Origin of the sequence: Subdoligranulum variabile (assembly GCF_025152575.1) — a bacterium.
Classification (GTDB): domain Bacteria; phylum Bacillota; class Clostridia; order Oscillospirales; family Ruminococcaceae; genus Gemmiger; species Gemmiger variabilis.
In genome coordinates this window covers 1397691-1413915 of sequence record NZ_CP102293.1, presented here as the reverse complement: position 1 = coordinate 1413915, position 16225 = coordinate 1397691, and the positions used below count along the sequence as shown (strand labels likewise).

The 16225-nt window shown below is 53.3% G+C and carries 11 protein-coding genes; 4 read left to right on the top strand and 7 right to left on the bottom strand.

Annotated features, from left to right (window positions below; genetic code table 11):
• Positions 1-213 precede the first annotated feature (213 nt).
• The 7 genes from NQ490_RS06835 to NQ490_RS06805 all read right to left on the bottom strand — a co-directional run bounded on the left by NQ490_RS06835 (position 214) and on the right by NQ490_RS06805 (position 7479).
• Positions 214-609, bottom strand: a complete 396-nt coding sequence (locus NQ490_RS06835; RefSeq protein WP_007048535.1) for a hypothetical protein — start codon at positions 607-609, stop codon at positions 214-216.
• 75 nt (positions 610-684) lie between these two features.
• On the bottom strand, positions 685-1683 hold the full coding sequence (locus NQ490_RS06830) for a PP2C family serine/threonine-protein phosphatase (protein WP_084759183.1): 999 nt from the start codon (positions 1681-1683) through the stop codon (positions 685-687).
• A 42-nt stretch (positions 1684-1725) separates the two neighbouring features.
• Entirely contained in the window at positions 1726-2490 is a 765-nt protein-coding gene (locus NQ490_RS06825; RefSeq protein ID WP_040918751.1) for a vWA domain-containing protein, read from the bottom strand.
• Positions 2491-2510: 20 nt separating this feature from the next.
• Positions 2511-2963, bottom strand: a complete 453-nt coding sequence (locus NQ490_RS06820) for a hypothetical protein (protein ID WP_040918753.1) — start codon at positions 2961-2963, stop codon at positions 2511-2513.
• 83 nt (positions 2964-3046) lie between these two features.
• Positions 3047-5425 carry a CFI-box-CTERM domain-containing protein gene (locus NQ490_RS06815; protein WP_007048539.1) on the bottom strand — a complete coding sequence of 793 codons (2379 nt, stop codon included), beginning with the start codon at positions 5423-5425 and terminating at the stop codon, positions 3047-3049.
• A gap of 17 nt (positions 5426-5442) precedes the next feature.
• Entirely contained in the window at positions 5443-6384 is a 942-nt protein-coding gene (locus NQ490_RS06810; protein ID WP_007048540.1) for a hypothetical protein, read from the bottom strand.
• Between the two features lie 723 nt (positions 6385-7107).
• Complete coding sequence (locus tag NQ490_RS06805; RefSeq protein WP_007048542.1) at positions 7108-7479, bottom strand: Fic family protein; 372 nt, start codon at positions 7477-7479, stop codon at positions 7108-7110.
• Positions 7480-8079: 600 nt separating this feature from the next.
• Here NQ490_RS06805 and NQ490_RS06800 point away from each other — a divergent pair.
• Genes NQ490_RS06800 through NQ490_RS06785 form a run of 4 tightly spaced genes read left to right on the top strand, consistent with a single transcriptional unit; the run spans position 8080 to position 16011 of the window.
• Complete coding sequence (locus NQ490_RS06800) at positions 8080-9582, top strand: TIGR02677 family protein (protein WP_007048543.1); 1503 nt, start codon at positions 8080-8082, stop codon at positions 9580-9582.
• Positions 9575-10696, top strand: a complete 1122-nt coding sequence (locus NQ490_RS06795; RefSeq protein WP_007048544.1) for a TIGR02678 family protein — start codon at positions 9575-9577, stop codon at positions 10694-10696. The genes NQ490_RS06800 and NQ490_RS06795 overlap by 8 nt, the downstream gene beginning before the upstream one ends.
• Before the next feature lie 12 nt (positions 10697-10708).
• Positions 10709-14740, top strand: a complete 4032-nt coding sequence (locus tag NQ490_RS06790) for a TIGR02680 family protein (protein WP_007048545.1) — start codon at positions 10709-10711, stop codon at positions 14738-14740.
• The gene (locus tag NQ490_RS06785) at positions 14737-16011 is read left to right on the top strand and encodes a TIGR02679 family protein (RefSeq protein ID WP_007048546.1); all 1275 of its coding nucleotides are present in this window, start codon (positions 14737-14739) and stop codon (positions 16009-16011) included. The genes NQ490_RS06790 and NQ490_RS06785 overlap by 4 nt, the downstream gene beginning before the upstream one ends.
• Positions 16012-16225 lie beyond the last annotated feature (214 nt).

Genomic DNA, 16225 nt, shown 5'->3' with positions numbered 1-16225 from the left:
AAATACAGGGAGGCACCTATGAATATCAAACTTCACTGGAAAGTTGCTCCTAAACCGGAAATCGCCGTTCGGAAAGCTGCAGGATATTATACGTTTAAAACCTGCACGGCGAAATGCGGGGAATAAGAAGCAAAAGAAACCGGCTGGCCGGATTTCCTTAATGGAAGTCCAGCCAGCCGATCTTTATTGATAGAGGAACGCGAACTTTCGTGTTTAAAGGACAGAACCGAGCCATATACCGCCGCTCAACAGAAGAAACAAACCCGCCACCCAAAGCAAAGGAAGCACAATATGTTTGCCAGCTTCGTCGGGTGTCTTGTTCCAACGCCGATATAGAAAAATGTTGATGGCAAATCCTACTAATAGGCAGACAATGATCCCTATATTGCCCAACTGGAACAGTATGATATTGCGATGTCCCAAACCGTAACATAGTAGACTGCAAGCCGTTACAAAGAGAAAGGTCAACGGCAGATAATTGCGTAGGGCCTCACGCCAGTTTCCGTACCATAATAACCACAAAGGTCCTCCCAGTAGGATTCGATCATTGAAGTCTGGCTCCAGCAGACGATTCCCAAACTTGGCGATAGAGTCAGAAAGACGATTCATTATGTATTCTCCTTGTCGTATTGGACTGTCCATAGATTTGGTAAAACTGAGTTTTGTTACAGTAAAGACATATTTCTATGTGTCTTTCAGGATGAGTATACTTTTGTAATAGGCTCCCTGTCTCTCAATCAAGTGTAGCGACAGGAGTCGACGAAGATGTCGTAAGGTATGCCTGGGCTTGAGATGAATGTGCAGGGAGACTTGGCGCAGCGTGTGCTTGTCTTGCAATAATTGCAAGATTTCGCAATAACGATGTAGGCGCACGGTGGAGGCGCGACTTGAAAGGCAGAGGATTTCTTTTTGCCGTGTGGTGGGCAGCGAGCAAAATCCGTGAAAACAATCCCTATCGTTGGTGAGGATGGCGATGCTGCAATCATCGGTCGTATTCTGGGTTATGAGTTCCTCAAAACTGCGCAGTAACAGTTCATGGAGTTTATCTGCAGGGAGATAGATGCTCATCTGCATAATGCGCTTGAGAATAGGTGCCAAAGTCCGATGCGCTTTATCGTAGAGACTCATCTCTGTCCCGTCAGACATGAGAACGATACCGTCAATAGATGCAACTTTTCCTTTGAAAAGTCGCATAGAAGACAGCGCACTGGGGGATGTGGTAAAAACAGTGGTATTTGCAAATTCGCCGTTGTCAGGATGAGATGCAACATGGAGCTCGTCATCTTTCAAATAGCCGATTACCCCATCACCAATATGAGCAAGAATAAAATGCTCTTCGTTTACTGCCGCAACCAGCAAGGTTGATGCAAGATCTTCCATTTTACAGGAAAGGCGGCCCGACAATTGGTGTAGGCAATCACGCACACAGCCAAGAATCTTCTGCTTGACGGCTACGCCGTCCTTCTGGGAAACGTAGGCTGCAAAATTTTCGGTCATGTCCCGGCAGAGCAGTTCACAAACGGCTTGTGCCCCTTCATGAGACAACCTGGCAGAACCTGCGCCATCGGCCAAAGCCGACACGTAAACCCCGTTGGCATACAAGCAAAATGTTTTATCCTGACAGGGCAGCTCAGATTGCCTGTGTCCGCGACCTTGTACGGCACATTGTAGAAAATGCCACATAATAGATCCCTTCCCGCTTTTCACCGAAAGCGTGGAAAATATTTACAACTCAGCCCATCCCTGGATGCTGTTAAGATCCAGCTTGATGGTTTCCCCGGGCATGGACTGGGAAGTTTTCGCCACACTCTGACTTAGCCACGCAAAGAATTCCCGGAATTTAAGGCCTTGTAATTTGAGCGGCGGACGCTTGGCGGAAAACTTCGCCAGCGCAGTCTGGTCACCTTCATCACCGATGGCAATTGGAAAGACGGTAAGTTTCTTTTGGGCTTCCATATCCCGGCATCTCTGCACGGCACGTTCAAATTCCCCTTCATTTCCATTCGGCACGCCATCCGTCATCAACACAAGCCACGGCTGGAAATAATCGACACCCTTATCCTGGTATTCGCGCTTCCGGCTTTCCAACAGATCCAGCGCCAAATTGACGCCTTCTCCCATCGCGGTATCCCCCGTGGCTGTTAACTCGGGCAGATCCGATTGGCGATCCAGGTTGGCAAAATCCATTCGGCACTTGGCTTCGCTGTCAAATGTTACAATGCAAATTTCAGCTGCATAGCGAGCAACTTCATCTTCCCGCACGGAATTATAAAAAAGTTTGATGCCCTTCTGCAATTCGTCAAGACGCGATGTGCCGCCGGTTACCAGATTCCACTGCCGCCCATCTTCAAAAAGGGTTTTTCCGGTATCCACACAATCACCTTGTACAGCTCCCATAGAGCCGCTGGTGTCCAGGCAGAGGCAAATGGGAACACGCGGCGTGGGGTTTTCTACCAGATCCTGCATTCTCAATAAATTATTGTTACCCATTGTAGCACCTCTCTTACATCTTAAAGCTTGATTTTGATTTTATACCCGTCTATATACACATCGCCATTACGGACAGAAAAGTCATCAGGATCAACATTTACTGTGTAATCCGTCAGCTGCCGATTGTCTGTTCGGTCTTCTCTTACTTTATAGAGAAATTTCCCATTTTGCCTATTCACATAATATATCCATCCATCATAGTGGAACCCCTGTAACACGCGCGGCATATATTTATTATCCAGGCGTCCCGTGCCATCTACAATATGCCAACCGTCATCCTTATTCTTATGCTGTACGCTCTGCGAACCGGTCTGGGATAACTCTTTGATGACTTCCTCCTTGATGGAGGAAATCAAGGAGGGCTTGATTTTGTTCAGCTCTTCCTGGACCATTTTCATTACATCCTGGGTGATTTGTGCTCGCAAGTCGTCCTGCTCATCTTTTTTACGCAAGATTTTCCCTTCTGTATCCATTTTGTTTTCCTCCATTTCTTTGTTCTATTTCAGAGACGTCAATCCTTCATTAAATATCGCATCTCATTTGTGGGCAGCGGGTTTCATTCAGCCTTAGACATACCCATATTAGGAGAAAACTCTGCCTGCACATATCGGACCATCTTAATATAGTGCCTTTTGCAGGATTCAAAAGCTCCTTTGTGGATCATATCAAGACAAGGTTCAATATATTCAAGCCATAGTTTTTTACAATACAAACCAAATTTGTTGCTTGCTTGCATCGCGCGGACAATATCTGGAGCGATGGCATAATATTCTGCAATCAATTGTGGCCCGTCCGGTTGCTTTTGCAGCCAGGTGTCGCGGTAGTGCCGCAGAGTTTCCAGTTCCACGCAATCGTCCGGTTTGCCATAATACTCACAGACAGCCGTTGTTATAAAACAGAATGAGGTGCTTTCCTCCGGGTCTGACGATTGGACCGGTTCGGCGGACCCCTTTTCGGGGGAAGATGGATGATTCGAAGAAGTTTTTAGGACCTCGTCTGCCACAGATGCGTCGCCTCGAGCCTTTTTGCGACAGGCGGGGCATCGTTTGGGGAGGTCGTATCCTTTGGATGTAAAAAACTCGTAATCATCATTGGTTATAACAAACAAAGCACCGCATTCTTTACAGTACTCTTGGGAATAGACATTTTTCCCCCAGTCATAACATTCTTTACAGCGGGAATACCGTTTTGTTTTTTTAATATACTTTTGATAATTGGAATATAATAATGGCTTCCCGCACCTTTCACATGGGTAAGTTTCTCCTTTGTTTAGGCAGGAAGAACAGTATCCATCAATACAATGGTCTTTCTCCATCTCCTGCCCACACAGTTTGCAAATGATATATTCTTTGTTGGGATTTTTCTTGAATCGTGTGGGGAACAATTCTTCCGACATCTTGTCTTGTGCCCCAAATTTGCCGCTTTCCAATAGATTCAGGTAATCCGTGAAATCATCCAGCCAACGTTGGACCGACAACCGCTTCGAAGGGGTTGCATATTTTCCACCGCTTCGGAAGGTCTCGTAAAAATCCTCCTTCAGCTTGTACGTCAGATGACTCCACATAAAGCGCCAAGGACCATCCGGCGTTTTTTTGTTGGAAAGCTCCCCTAGCGGATAAGAAAAATCCATCTTCCGTATATTGTCTGCCGCCGATTCACCTCCTTGTTGCGCATAGGGGGGCTTACCAGGAAGCATAATCATAAACAGAAGCGTGGCAATCGCAAAATTTTCATTCCCTTCGCTGCGAAGAAACGTTGAGAACTCTTTGCCCTGAATTTCAGGTGCAGTATAGTTGATCGTTCCCACCGGACAAGGATACCCTTCGATTTGATAACTGTCGGTGTCCACAAAGTATACTTCTTTTGGATTTACCACCAGAATATTGGCGGGATTAATGTCGCCGAGAATGATATTCCGATCATGAAGATATTGGATCTTGTTGAGAATTGTAATGCAGAGCTGCACGGTATCTTTTTTCTTCCAGCCTGGAAAGTACTTAAAGAAAAGCGGTTTGATAAAGATGCTTTTTTGTAGTTCGCGGCCCTTGGCTTTTGGCATTAGGTATCCAATAAACTGGTTGTTCCGGTTGTAAATGGCGCCGACCGGATAACAGATACCTTCGCAGCGGATGTTTTTGCTCAGCATTCGATCGAGCTTTTGTTTCTTTTGCTCTGTCAGTTTTCCCTTTTTATAGATTTTAGCAATATACGGCGTGTTGGTTTCATATAGCGTTCCCTCTCCGCCTGAACCCACTTCGCGGCATAATTGGATGGCGCCACCGGCGACAAAGACTTCATTTCCTTCGCCAGGAATGTCCTCTATCACGATGGGAATATTGGCAGCGGTGCTTACAGTATGTGCAACTTTAAATTTTTCCTCGGAAGGAACGGTTGCTTTATTTGTACCAGACATAAATCGTTCGGCCCAACCAAAATATCCCAGGGAACCGTCCTGCAGGATTCGCCAAGCACAAATTGGGTAAGCTCTCACGGATTTAATGTGGTTCAAGGCAAGAATATCCTTTGCCAAGTTGTTGTCTTGTGTAATCAGGCACAGTTTGTATTGAAGACGGAATTTGATAAATACGGTTTGAAACACATTGTCAGCAAAATTATCGGTTTCTTCCCCGCGTATATCAACAAGTTTCTTGTGGATAAGGGGGGTGAGGCGTTGTATCGCGTGAGCGGCCCGCTCTTTTTTTATTGGGTCCTGTTGCTGGTTGGTGTGCTTTTCCAGTTCCTGCCAGCATCGATATGGAAAAATAACTTTATTGTGGTAGGTTTCCAACAGGGGAACGATTTTTTGCCAAAATAAATCGCTCCCTTCGGCCATGACGCTGCAGGTATCAATAAAAAGTTTTCGCTCCTGCACCAGCGTATTCAAATCGACGTAGCGCGAGTCCGCTCCTGGTTCAGAAATCTGCGCGTCTGCCATTTCAAGTTCCTCCTTGTTTAATCGATTTCACTCCATCCGCTGATTGCCGACTGTAGAAGCGCTTCTCCACCGGATTCTACACTTGATTGTTTAACCTCTTTTGCTCCCACATCTTCCAGCGTTCCTGTCTTTGAGATATGAAATACCCGAATGGGGAAGCCACCCATGGTGTCGTTGTTAAGCGCCAAAACCTGTTGTGCAAGGGCGGGGTTTTCTGTAAGCAAAGCCAGTCGATTGGTGCGTTTGAATTTGGCCAACACAGAAACCAGCGTGGTAACAACAGAGGAATCGCCCTTTTCACCGCGAATTTCCACAAGAGAATCTTCTTTTAGTTGTATGAGCGCTTGCAGTGCAGCTTTTGCCTCGTTTGCTTTTTCGGAATCGCTGCTTCCTAACTTCATTTGCAGGCCTTCTACTGCCTTTAATGGAACAAGAAATTTATTTTTGCTTTCTTTCATTGCGATAGAAAACTTTTGGGTTGCTTGCAAAAATGCAGCTTGCTGTAAAATTGTGTCGTCCAAAAAAATGCGGTACCGGTCAGCAAGATCTCGCTCATCTGCGGAACACAACAGATGTTGTGTTTGGTTTAAAGGTATACCACTCTGTTTTGCTTCATCGGCAAAACACTGAATCCATTTTTTTACCAAAGATCCGCCACTCATCATTTCAAAACTATACTCATCTGTTTCATCGAACTTAAAGCGAAGGAGACTTTGCAGGCTCGGAAGTAGTTCGGGTCTTTTATCCGTAAAATAGTCAATGAGTGAACTAATTGCAATGTACTGTATTGGGCTCATCCGGTTCTTTTGCGTTTCCAAATTGTTGATTGTTTGCCTTGTGAGACCAAGCAGATCTGCAAATTCTTGTACGCCAAATCCTAATATTTGCCGTACAGGTTTTAAGTATAGTTGTAATGTTTGGATCATTTTTTGTTGAATCTGGTAAGAATAGCCTATCATGATCCATCCTCCTCCGTTGAGTTAACTATATCACGCCGACATCGAGAATGTCAATATATTTTACATATAGAAAATTTATTTACTTTTTTAGCGAGTCGACATAGGATCTGTCCAAATTTTGGGTGGGGCCGTGTTTCATTTGCTACAAAAACGAATACTCGACTCCTGCATCTGAAAATCCAAATTCAGGGCAAACCGGCCTTGTCGTTCCTTCTATCCAATTATGGCCTCAAACAATTTTCACAAAATATTCGATGAACACCATTTGACCATCCGCTGACCACTCCTTCTTCCCAGCCGGTTCCGCGTGTCGTTTTTACGTTCCAACATTCTTTTATAACCACCACAACCAGCGCCGGAAATTGTGCACACTACACAATTTCCGGCGCTGGTTCATGCTATTTGCCTGTGCGTCACAGTTCTCCGACCAGACTACTACGCACAGCCGAAGTGTTATCAACTAATCTTGGGACAAATGAACTCTGTTAAAGAAAAATGGCGAAAAAACAAAAATACTTGAAAGTCCACAATGTGAGAAAATTAGGACTTTTGAGGAGATAGTTCTGGACGTTGGTACTTTTTCGAGATCTTCTGACACAAAATAGGAGTCATTGCATTTTAGAACTCGGATAGAATAAATCCCGAACGGCATCTGTCTGCATAGGCAGGGAGCAACCAATCCCCATAAATGCGAGTCTCTGAATTTCTCTTTGGAATAGAAATTCAGGTCCCTTCCTCCAGAATAGAAACATACTCGGCAAAGCTATAGCGTTTATTCCGTTGCCGTTCCGGTGTAATATCGGCAAGGATGCCTAGATTTTCAAATTGCTCCAACAGGGCACCTGCGGTAGGGGATGATATTTCAAGGCGATCTTTGACATCAGCTCTGGAAATGCGAGGCATTTCAAAAAGCAAATCCAGTAATCGGTGACTGTTATTGTTGTTTCCTGGCATTTCGGAAAGTTGTTTTTCGTAACGATCTTTCATAGCCAAAATCTGAATTGCGGAATTGGTCGCTCCCTCAGCCGTTGCTGTAACACCTTTCAAAAAGAATTTTATCCAGCTTTCCCAATCTCCGCGTAAGCGGACATTCATTAACCGATCATAGTACTCTGTTCGATTTTGTTTATTGCATCTCATCATCCATCAAAACAGGAGGATTGGGAGGAAGTTTGTTTGGAATAAATGTTTGATAGCCAGTCAGTGTTGTGACAACGCGACCTGTTCTCGGAGATGTTACTAGCATGGAATAATTACCTCCACAAATATTCTATGGCTTTTTCGCCTAACGTAAAGCCCTTTTAACTATTTTTCCTTAAACGAAGCATAAATAAAATTTTAGGGCATTTTCTTTACTTGGCCAAGAGAAACCGGCGTATAAGGAAACGAATTTTTACTTACGGCTTTAGTTATTCAAAAAAATTGCATATGAGACCATAGCAATTTTTCGCTTTATAGCATCGAAAAGTGAGTGATGAGTACAAATGGCCAATTATAATTATAAAAGTATCGGGATTTTTGCGTTTCTATAAAAACTTACTCTGTTTTGCACAATTCCTCCGGGATTGTTTTAGGAATATCGACAAAGTTCATGGGGGATTTTGTCGAAATCCTTTTTATCGGATAGGACCTCTGGTACACTGGTTATAACTACCAGAAGAAGAGCCCTTGCTGCCATGGAAGGGGAGTGAGCCGATGCAATTTCACGCCATTACACTGAACAGTGTGCCGGAAGCCAGTTATCTCACGGCGGAGAACGCCTGGCGGTACCGGGCCATCATGCGCACCTTCTACCTGGAATCCCAAAAGGCCCATATCCGGCTGAACAAGACGGAACTGCTGGCGCTGCTGCGGGCGGATGCCCATTTTGGGGAGTACACGGCGGAACAACTGGAGCAGGACCTGAACGCGCTGTGCGGCTGGCGGAATCTGGTGCCAATCCAGGACCCCCACCGGCCCACCAGCATCGCCGAATACAAGAACAAGCAGTTCAGCTATTCCATGTCCCAGACGGCCACCGAGATCGAGCGGATGACCATTTCTCTGGAAAATCTCGATCTGCGCACGGCGATCCTCTCCTCCCAGCTGTTCGAGCGGATTCTGGACACGCTGGAACGGATGACGGAGCGGGCCGGGGCGGATGCCCGCGCGCTGAACCAGCTGTGGGATCAGCTGCAAAGGGACTTCCGCCAGCTGACCAACCGGTATCAGGACTATCTGCGGGATTTCTATTCCTCCCATGCCAGGCATATTTTGCAGACCACGGAGTTTTTGCCCTATAAGGACAAGGTGGTGCGCTATCTGCAGGAGTTCGTGCTGGAACTGCAGCGCTATGCCGAGAAGATCCGCCGGATGCTGCTGAGCCTGCCGCCGGAGCAGGTGGAGACGATGCTGCAGGAGGTATATGCGACGCAGCTGCAGGAAGGGGAGGGCCGGCTGATTCAGCGGTCCGAGGACTATCCCCGGCAGCTGCGGGAGGAGATTTACGGTTTCTGGCAGGGGTTTTACCGCTGGTTTGTGCCCGGCGAGAGCGGACAGAGCGACAGTGAGCATGTGCTGGAACTGGCCAACGACATCATCCAGCGGATCCTGATGAATGCGGAACTGATTTTGCAGGCGCACAGCGGCGGTGCCAACCGGAAGGTGGAATACAAAAAATTCCTGGAGCTGTTTGCCGCCTGTCCCACCCTGGCCGATGCCCGGCGGCTTTCCGGCATGGTGTTCGGCGCCCAGCGGGCGGTGCATCTCACCGGCATCGAGCCGGAAGATCTCTACGAGACGGGCAGCTGCTATGACGGACAACCCTTTCTCTACCAGCTGCGCAACCGCCGGCGGCCCGGCCGTCCCCCGCGGGAGAAAAGCTTTTTTGAGGACAAAAGCCTGGAGAAGGCTGCCCAGAAGCAGGCTTACCTGCAACAGAAGGCGGCCCTGCAGGCCCGGCTGGAGCGGCTGATCCGGAAAGGCCGGCTGGATTTTTCGGCGCTGGAGGAAGTGGTCACGCCGGAAATCCGGATGAGCCTTCTGAATTGGGTGGTGAAAGCCAACGCCAACGTCAGCAAATCCGCCCGCACCGAATTTGGCCAGGCCTATCGCCTGACCTGCTCGCCGGGGCAGACCTGTGTGCTGCACTGCACCGACGGGGACCTGACCATGCCCGCCTACTGTCTGGAATTTGAGGAGGTGCCCGCCCATGGATGAATTTCGCGCGCTGCTGGACCGGTTCTGGATCCGTCGGGAGGAGGACCGGGAACTCTTTTATCAGGTGCGCCGCAAACTGCCTGCCCTGCGCCGGGCGCTGCGGGAGCAATTCGGCTGGGAAGTGATCTGTACCGAGCAGGTGATCCGCCTGGTGAAGGAACCGGCCCGGGCGCAGGAAGCCTTCGGGATCCCGGAATTCACCGAGGTGCAGGATTACTGTCTTTTGTGCGGGGTCCTGCTTTTGCTGGAGGACAAGGACGACGGCCAGCGCTTTCTGCTCTCGGAACTGACCCAGGCCGTGCTGGCCTACACAAAGCCCTGGCTGCCCGACCTTTCCTGGGAGCGGTACTCCTGCCGTACCTCGCTGGTGCGGGTGCTGCAATACGCCGAGCGCCTGGGCCTGCTGCGCAGTTTCGAGGGGGAAAGCGACGGCTTCGCCGCCCACCAGGACCAGGAAGTGCTCTATGAGAATACCGGGCTGTGCCGGTATTTCAGCGTGCATTTTCATCGGGACATCACCGGATATACCTCGGTGCGGGATTTTGAAAATCCGCCCGAGGACGGCCCCGATCAGGAGCGGGGTACCTTCCGCACCTGGCGCGTCTACCGGCAGCTGGCGCTGGCCCCGGCGGTCTACTGGGAGGACCCCGCCGACTCCCTCTATGCCTATATCAAGAATCAGCGGGGCATCCTGCAGCGGAATCTGGACGAAACCATCGGCGGCAAACTGCAGATCTATCACAACGGCGCCTTCTTCCTGCCGGAGGATGGCGAGCCCTGCGGCAACTGCTTTCCCCGGGACCAGATGCGCAGCGATATTGTACTGCTGCTCTCCGAGCGGCTCACCGAAAAAATCCAGTGCGGGGCGTTTCCCCGGGACCCGGATGACCGGGTGCATCTGACGCGGGAGGCCTTTTCCCGGGAATTGGAAGACTTGCGGCAGGAATACAAGGACCAATGGGGCAAAACGGTGGCCGAAAAGGACCTGGCGGCGCTGACCCAGGAAATACTGGAGGAACTGTGCTACTGGGACTTTGCCGCCGTGGAGGGAGAAGTGGTGACCCTGCAGTCGGGCTTTGCCCTGTGGCAGGGGATCTATCCCCAAAAGCGATAAGGAGGGACAACCATGCAGGAACGCTGGCGGATGAACAAACTGGGATTTGTAAACTTCTGGCTCTATGACTGGGAGGAGTTCCCCTTCAGCGAGGGACGCCTTTTGCTGCGGGGTGAGAACGGCGCGGGCAAATCCGTCACCACCCAGAGCTTCATCCCCTTCATGCTGGACGGCGATCTGCGTCCCTACCGGCTGGATTCCTTCGGCAGCAAGGACCGCAAAATGGCCTATTACCTGTTGGGGGAGGAGAAGGAGGAAAGCACCGGCTATCTCTATCTGGAATTCATCAAGCCGGAACACAGGCTCTACCGCACCCTGGTGGTGGGGCTGCGGGCCCGGCGCAGCAGCAGCACCGTGGAATTCTGGGGATTCTGCCTGAGTGACGGCCGGCGCATCGGCACCGGGCCGGAGGACTTTGCCCTGTTTGAGACCAAGGGCTCCCAGCACATCTCCCTTACCAGGCAGGAAGTCCACAACCGGTTCGGCGACGGCGAAAACTGGGTGGAACGGGGCAGCGACTACAAACAGATGGTCAACCGCATGCTCTTCGGCTGTGCCGAGATGGAACAGTATGACCGGCTGCTCCGCCTTTTGATCCAGCTGCGCAAACCCAAATTGAGCAAGGACTTTTCCCCGCGGCTGGTGCAGGAGATCCTCAACGCCTCGCTGCAGCCGTTGAGCGAGGAGGACATCGCCCCCATGGTCAATTCCATGGAAAAGATGGACACCATCCAGCACCGGCTGGAAGCGCTGGGGCAGAGTCTGCAGGACGCCCGCCTGCTGCGCAACGAGTATACCCGCTACAATCAGTATGTGTTGGGCAAAAAAGGACAGTACTATCTGGCGGCCCGTCAGTTTACCCAGCAGCGTCAGACCGAAGTAAAGAGCCTGGAAGACAAGGTCGCCCTGACGCAACAGGCGCTGGAGGAGGCCCGGGCGGGCCGCCGGGAGGCGGAACAGCAGATGGGGGAGATTTCCCGTCAGCTGGAAGTGCTGCGGGAGGGCAGCGACCTGGACAACGCAGTGCGCCGCAGGGAAGAATGCCGCCGCCAGGTGGCGCAGCAGCAGGAAGCCATCGACCGGGAGCAGCAGGAAGAACGCAGAAAGCAGACAGCGCTGGATAGCAAGGAGCGGGACCGCCGCCAGGCAGTGCGCCGCTGTGACGACGAGCAGGACGGAGTGGAGGAGGCGTTCCGGGAACTGGGGGAGCAGAATGAGGAACTGCGTTACCCCGGCCACCCTGCCACCCTGCAGGCGGTGGATTTCCAACAGGAACAGCCGGAGATCGCCCGTTTTGCCGCCCGGCTGCGCAAGGCGGAGGAAGGACTGCGCCGCCAGGAGGAAGCCCTGGGACGGCTGGACCGGTACCAGCAGGAGCGGGATGCGGCGGCCCAGGCCCTGCGCCATGCCCAAAGCCAGTGGGAAGCGGCCCAGGGAACGGTGAACGCCATGCGGGACGAGCTGAGCGAAGCCTTCGCAGCGCTGGAAGAACCGACGCAAGTCTTTTGCCTGCGGCATGAGGAGGTGATGGCGCTCTTTGCCCAGGTCACCGCCTACGAAGGGCTGGCCCAGGAACAGGAGATGCAGAAGATTCTCAGCGGGGCGCTGCAGCGGCTTTCGATGCCGTTGTTGCAGGAACATACCCTCTGGGAACAGCAACAAAAGGACAGCCAGCAGCAGCTCAACGAGCTGGCCGCCCGCCGCAGGGAGCTGGAAAACCAGAAGGACCTGCCGCCCCGGCGCAGCGAAGCAGTGCAGGCCACCCGTGCCTACCTGCAAGAGCGCGGCATACCCCATGCCTCCTTTTACGAGCTGGTGGATTTTGCGCCGGATCTGCCGCCGGAACGCCGTGCCCTGCTGGAAGCACAGCTGGCGGATGCAGGGATTCTCGACGCGCTGGTGGTGCCGCCGGAAACACTGGCAAAGATGCCGGAACTGCTGGCCGAACATCCCGATCACTTCCTTTGCCTGAAGGACCTGTCCCCGGCGGCAGCGCCGCTGCCCCTGCGGCCGGAACGGGAGCTGCCCCCGTGGGCCGATATGGCCGGGGTCCTGGCCTGCCTTTCGGAACAGCCGGCGGGCCATGCCTGGTTTGCCGCCGACGGCCGGTACCGCCAGGGGGTGCTGCAGGGGCGGAGCGTGGCCCTGCAGCCGGCCGGATATATCGGCGCTTCGGCCCGGCGGGCCAACCGGGAACGGCAGATGGAGGCCCTTGCCCGGCAGATGGAAGAAAAGCAGCGGGAACTGGAAGAAATCCGGGCGCGCCTGCAGCAGACCGAGGGGGCGCAGCGGCAGCTTCAGCAGGCCTATGAAGCCCGCCCCACCACCGCCGATCTGGCGATGGCACTGGACCTTGCCGCCAGACAGCGAGACGAGACGGAACGTCGGGAACGGACCCTGGATGACTGCACCCAGCAGCTGCAGCGGCAGCAGAAACAGCTTGCCGATCTGCGCGCCGAGATCCTGCCGCTGACCCGGGGCCTTCCCTACGAGCAGGACGCCCAAACCTATGAGCAGATGGTGGATCTCTGCGAGGAATACCGGGAACAGTACCGGACCATTTCGGAGGGCAAGGAAAAACTGGAACGGTGTCAGAGCCGGGTGCAGGAACTGGAACAGCAGATGAATGACCTGAACGAGGACCTGCTGGCCTGCACCGACCGGGTCCGCCGCCAGCAGGCCGAACAGCGCAAGACAAAAGCCGCCCTGGAGGAGCTGGAGCGCTATCTGGCTCAGCCGGAAATCCAGGCCCTGGCCCAGAAGCTGGAAGCGCTGAACGAGGCGCTGGAGCGGGCACAGAAACAATACCATGATACCGATAAACAGGTCCTGCTGCGGCAGAACGATCTGGATCATCAGGGCCCCGAACTGACCCGGAAAAAACAGGACCTGCAAAAGGCCATCGGGGAGGAGGAAGCGCTGCGCCAGATCTTTGAGGAAGAACTTTGCCGCGGCCCCGGTCAGCCGGGGCGGGGGGAGACACCTCTGTGGAAGCAGGCGGAAGCCGCCCGGGACCACATCCGCCAGAAGGACCGCAACCTGGGGCCGGAGGACTTGCGTACATCCTTAGAAAAAAATATGCGTAACACCAGTACGCTGAATACCTACCGCATAGGCATCCAGTCACTGTTTGCCAGTGAGGAAGGGCGGCTGCGCAGCCGCGTCTGTATCGAACTCTACCTGGACGGCCAGCGGCTGGATCTGCTGGACTTCATCCGGCGGCTGGAAAGCCAGCGGGAAGTGGAAGAACAGCTCCTCTCCCGGGAGGACCGCCGCCTGTTCGAGACGATCCTCAACCAGACGATCATCACCAAGCTGAGCCACCGCATCAACAGCAGCCAGGAATGGACCCAGCGGATGAGCGGGATCATGGAACAGCTGAACACTTCCATGGGATTGCGGTTCAGCCTTGTGTGGAAGGGAAAGCCCGCCGACCAGCAGAAGGAGCTGGACACGGGGGAACTGCTCAAGCTGCTGCGCAAGGACCCGGCCTTGATGGGGGATGCGGACCGGCAGAAGATCACCGACCATTTCCGCGCCAAGATCAACCGGGCGCGGGAGCGCTCCCAGATGGAGGCCACCCCGGCCACCTACTCGGAGTTGATGCGGGAGGCGCTGGATTTCCGGAACTGGTTCACCTTCCGCCTTTTCTACCAGAAGGGCGGGGCGGAGAAGCAGACCAAAAAGGAGCTGACCGATTCCGCCTTCAACAGCTTCAGTGGCGGCGAAAAGGCCATGGCCATGTATGTGCCGCTGTTTGCGGCGCTGGCGGCCCAGTACATAGCAGCGGGCAAAGAGGCTCCGCGGCTGATGGCGCTGGACGAGGCCTTTGCCGGTGTGGACGAGACCAACATCGAGAGTATGTTTGCCCTGGTGCATGAGCTTGGGTTTGACTATATCATGAACTCCCAGGCACTGTGGGGATGCTACCCCGCGGTATCCTCGCTGAACATTGCAGAGCTGTGGCGCCCCCAGAATGCCCAAATCGTCACGGTACTGCGCTATCACTGGGACGGTCATGTCCGAAGACTGGAGGAATCATGAAAGAATCATCCCTGCGGGACTATTTTGTTTCCGCACCCGGTTGGCAGCGACAGCTGGCCCAGCTGCGAAAAAAATGCCTGGCCGGCTATGCCGACGGTGTGATCCGGCTGCAGGATGCCACCCCGGAGGAATGCCGTGCCGCCGAAGGACTTCTGGGCCGCCATTTTGTGCCGCCCCTACTGCGCTACAAGATGTCGGATTTTGAAAAGGCCTTGCGGGACAGCCGTTTTGCGGTGACTGACCTGGCAGAATTCTGGCAGCAGCTGGACGGGGTGCCGCTGCGCTCCCACACCCAACAGAAAGCCGACCGCCGGCAGGAAGTACACCACTTTTTCGCCGCAGAGGCGGCTTTGCCCCACGGTGCGGCGGCCCGCAGCTGGCTGCAGGCTATGGAAGAAGACAAAAGCCATGGCTTCGGGGTTCTGCAGGACCGTATCGGGCAGCCCGAGGCCGCCCGGTGGCTGCACTGGGTCTGCTGCACACTGGACCGTCGGCAGCAACACGCCGAGCCGGAGGAACTGGCCCTCTGCAGTTATGCCGTTTCCACCGATCCCCACGCCTTGGACGGCAAAAATCCGGCGGGCAGTCTGCTGCTCCACGCGCTGGCATTCTGGCAGGGGGTGCCGCTGCCCACCCGCGCCCGCCAGCGTCTGGCGCTGCTGCGCCGCTGCGGACTGATGCAGGACGATATCTCGGATTTTACGGTGCAGCGCGGCTTGATCCTGACAGGGGCCGACGGCCGGGAGCATCTGGTCTGGGCACAATTGCGGCAGGCGGGAAAATTCTGCCTGCTCACTTCCTCCCAGCTGGCGGAGGTAAAGGGGGCATCCAGCCCCACCAGCCGGGTGTATCTCCTGGAAAATCAGATGCTGTTCTCCTCCCTGTGCCGGCAAAGCCGGCTGCAGCACCCGCTGGTCTGCACCTCCGGCCAGCTGAAAGAGGCTTCCTGGCAGCTGCTGGACCTGCTGGCACAAACCGATTGCCTGTTTTATTACGCCGGGGACTTTGACCCGGAAGGCCTTTCCATCGCCGACCGGCTGTGGCAGGAATACGGGGAACGGGTGCGTTTCTGGCACATGGAACCGCAGGACTACCGGCGGGCCATCTCGGAAAAGAAAATCGAGGGGGAAGGCCGCATGCGCCAGCTGGAACAGATCGCCTGCCCGGCCTTGCGTCCCACCGCCCAGGCTGTCCTGGCGGAAAGACGCGCCGGATACCAGGAGGCGCTGGCGGAGCAATATCTGGGCGATTTGCAAAATCCGGGAGAATGAAGCCTTTTGGGAGTGCTTATACGGCGATAGGTTATCCCTGATTGACATAGGAGCTTTTGCAGAACCATGGATCTTACAAAAACCTATATTTTTGTACCATTACAAATGAGAGAATGTGCAGCGAAGAGAAACTGGCATCGCACAAAAAACACGGGAAATGCGTTTTTTCTTGATTGAAAACACACGCGTGTGTTATAATGCGTTTTGGGAGGTG

Bases quoted from the DNA above. Each gene is read 5' to 3' on its own strand.
- NQ490_RS06835 (WP_007048535.1), bottom strand. From the start codon at position 609: ATGAATCGTCTTTCTGACTCTATCGCCAAGTTTGGGAATCGTCTGCTG.
- NQ490_RS06830 (WP_084759183.1), bottom strand. From the start codon at position 1,683: ATGTGGCATTTTCTACAATGTGCCGTACAAGGTCGCGGACACAGGCAA.
- NQ490_RS06825 (WP_040918751.1), bottom strand. From the start codon at position 2,490: ATGGGTAACAATAATTTATTGAGAATGCAGGATCTGGTAGAAAACCCC.
- NQ490_RS06820 (WP_040918753.1), bottom strand. From the start codon at position 2,963: ATGGATACAGAAGGGAAAATCTTGCGTAAAAAAGATGAGCAGGACGAC.
- NQ490_RS06815 (WP_007048539.1), bottom strand. From the start codon at position 5,425: ATGGCAGACGCGCAGATTTCTGAACCAGGAGCGGACTCGCGCTACGTC.
- NQ490_RS06810 (WP_007048540.1), bottom strand. From the start codon at position 6,384: ATGATAGGCTATTCTTACCAGATTCAACAAAAAATGATCCAAACATTA.
- NQ490_RS06805 (WP_007048542.1), bottom strand. From the start codon at position 7,479: ATGAATGTCCGCTTACGCGGAGATTGGGAAAGCTGGATAAAATTCTTT.
- NQ490_RS06800 (WP_007048543.1), top strand. From the start codon at position 8,080: ATGCAATTTCACGCCATTACACTGAACAGTGTGCCGGAAGCCAGTTAT.
- NQ490_RS06795 (WP_007048544.1), top strand. From the start codon at position 9,575: ATGGATGAATTTCGCGCGCTGCTGGACCGGTTCTGGATCCGTCGGGAG.
- NQ490_RS06790 (WP_007048545.1), top strand. From the start codon at position 10,709: ATGCAGGAACGCTGGCGGATGAACAAACTGGGATTTGTAAACTTCTGG.
- NQ490_RS06785 (WP_007048546.1), top strand. From the start codon at position 14,737: ATGAAAGAATCATCCCTGCGGGACTATTTTGTTTCCGCACCCGGTTGG.